We start from the raw sequence: 2110 nt of genomic DNA, 5'->3' as shown, positions 1-2110 counted from the left end.
CATAGTGTTTCGGTGGTTATAGCGTGAGGGAAACGCCCGGTTACATTCCGAACCCGGAAGCTAAGCCTCACAGCGCCGATGGTACTGCAGGGGGGACCCTGTGGGAGAGTAGGACGCCGCCGAACAAATTTTGAGAAAACCCCCGTGCCTTTCGGCACGGGGGTTTTCTGCGTTTGAGGCGAAGTGGCATCGCGTGTGATTCCGTGGGCGAGCCCTTCATCCAGAGAGGCTCGCCCAGCCGTCGTCTCAGAGGCGGCCCGCCGATTTCAGTGCCAGGTATGCGTCCGCCAGCGCGGGTGCCAGTTCATCGGGGATCGCGTCGACGACCGTGACCCCGTGGCGACGGAGCTGATCGGCGGTACGCCGGCGTTCCGACTGGGCCTGGGCGGCCGCCGCGGCCTCGTAGACCGCGTCGACAGAGCCGCGGGCCGTCGCCAGACGAGCGATTCTCGGGTCGGCGACGGACGCCACCATCACCGTATGGCGCTGAGTGAGTCGACCGAGGACCGGGAGCAGACCCTCCTCCATCGGAGCCGCGTCGAGCGTCGTGAGCAGCACGATCAGAGAACGGCGGGGGGCCGTACGGAGGGCCGTCGCCGTAAGCCCCCGGGCGTTCGTCTCGACCAGTTCGGGTTCGAGCGTGGCCATCGCGTCCACCAGGGAAGGCAGGACGTCACGTGCGCTTCGGCCCTGGACGAGGGCACGCACCCGGCGGTCGTAGGCGAGCATGCCGACCCGGTCTCCGGCCCGGGACGCCAGGGCGGCGAGTAGCAACGCCGCGTCCATCGAGGCGTCCAGACGTGGGACGTCGCCCACGCGGCCCGCGGAAGTACGGCCGGTGTCGAGGACCAGCAGGATGTGACGGTCGCGTTCGGGACGCCAGGTGCGGACGGCGACCGCGGTGTGCCGGGCGGTGGCGCGCCAGTCGATGGAGCGGGTGTCGTCGCCGGGCACGTACTCGCGCAGGCTGTCGAACTCCGTGCCTTCGCCCCGGGTGAGCACGCTGGTGCGACCGTCGAGTTCGCGCAGGCGGGCGAGCTTGGACGGGAGGTGTCTGCGGCTGGTGAAAGGGGGCAGGACGCGCACCGTCCAGGGCACCCGATGAGTGCCCTGACGGGAGAAGAGACGCAAGGGACCGTAGGAGCGGATCGTCACCCGGTCCGCCTCGCGGTCGCCTCGGCGGGTGGGGCGCAGCCGGGTGGTGACACGCCGGCGTTCGCCCGCGGGGATCGTCAGGAGGTGGCGGGAGGCGGGTCCCTCCGTGCCGGGCTGCCAGCTGCTCGGCGGCCAGGCGTCCCGGAGTTGCGCGCGCAGCGGCCGACCGGTGGGGTTGGTGACGGTGAGGGTCACGTCGGCGGCCTCGCCCAGGCGGACGGAGGTGTCGCCGGAACGGGTCAGGCCGAGACGTCGTACCGGCGCCGCGAGTGCGAAGTCGCAGGCGCAGGCCACCGCCACGGAGGCGTTCACGGCGAGAACCCCCGTCCAGCCGGGGGCCCAGACGCCGAGGGGGACGGAGCCGAGTGCCGCGAGCAGCGCGGCGCGTCCGGTGACTCCCATCAGCGCGGGACGGGGACGTGGGCGAGGATCGCGTTGATGACGGAGTCGGCCGTCACACCCTCCATCTCCGCCTCGGGGCGCAGCTGGAGGCGGTGCCGGAGCGTGGGCAGGGCCAGGGCCTTCACGTCGTCGGGGATGACGTAGTCGCGGCCGGTGAGCCAGGCCCACGCGCGCGAGGTGGACAGCAGGGCGGTGGCACCGCGCGGGGAGACCCCGAGGGTGAGGGACGGGGAGTCGCGGGTGGCGCGGCAGATGTCCACGACGTAGGCAGTGATCTCGGGGGAGACGGTCGTCTTGGCGACCGCGGCGCGCGCGGCTTCCAGGTCGGCCGCGTTCGCGACGGGGCGTACGCCCGCGGCGCGCAGGTCGCGCGGGTTGAAACCGTCGGCGTGCCGGGTCAGCACGTCGATCTCGTCCTGACGGGAGGGCAGCGGGATCGTCAGCTTGAGCAGGAAACGGTCCAGTTGGGCCTCGGGCAGCGGGTACGTGCCCTCGTACTCGACCGGGTTCTGGGTCGCGGCGACCAGGAAGGGGTCGGGGAGGGGACGTGGGG

Annotated in this window: 2 protein-coding genes and 1 rRNA gene; 1 reads left to right on the top strand and 2 read right to left on the bottom strand. The window is 71.8% G+C overall.

Translation table 11 applies throughout. The features are described 5' to 3' along the window. Nucleotides 1-8: 8 nt before the first annotated feature. Nucleotides 9-125, top strand: a 5S ribosomal RNA gene (rrf, locus tag FNH09_RS46200). Between the two features lie 121 nt (nucleotides 126-246). On the opposite strand, the gene FNH09_RS46195 is transcribed toward rrf, so the two are convergent. Both FNH09_RS46195 and FNH09_RS46190 read right to left on the bottom strand, forming a co-directional pair. Beyond that, a complete protein-coding gene (locus FNH09_RS46195; protein ID WP_152895845.1) occupies nucleotides 247-1557 on the bottom strand; it encodes a DUF58 domain-containing protein in 1311 nt (436 codons plus the stop codon). Further along, the coding region (locus FNH09_RS46190) for an AAA family ATPase (protein WP_162470118.1) at nucleotides 1557-2110 on the bottom strand (554 nt) is incomplete at its 5' end. The genes FNH09_RS46195 and FNH09_RS46190, both read right to left, overlap by 1 nt.

This window comes from Streptomyces adustus, from assembly GCF_009377175.1.
Classification (GTDB): Bacteria; Actinomycetota; Actinomycetes; order Streptomycetales; family Streptomycetaceae; genus Streptomyces; species Streptomyces adustus.
Note: the sequence above shows the minus strand (reverse complement) of the source record. Positions and strands in the feature narration are given on the sequence as shown.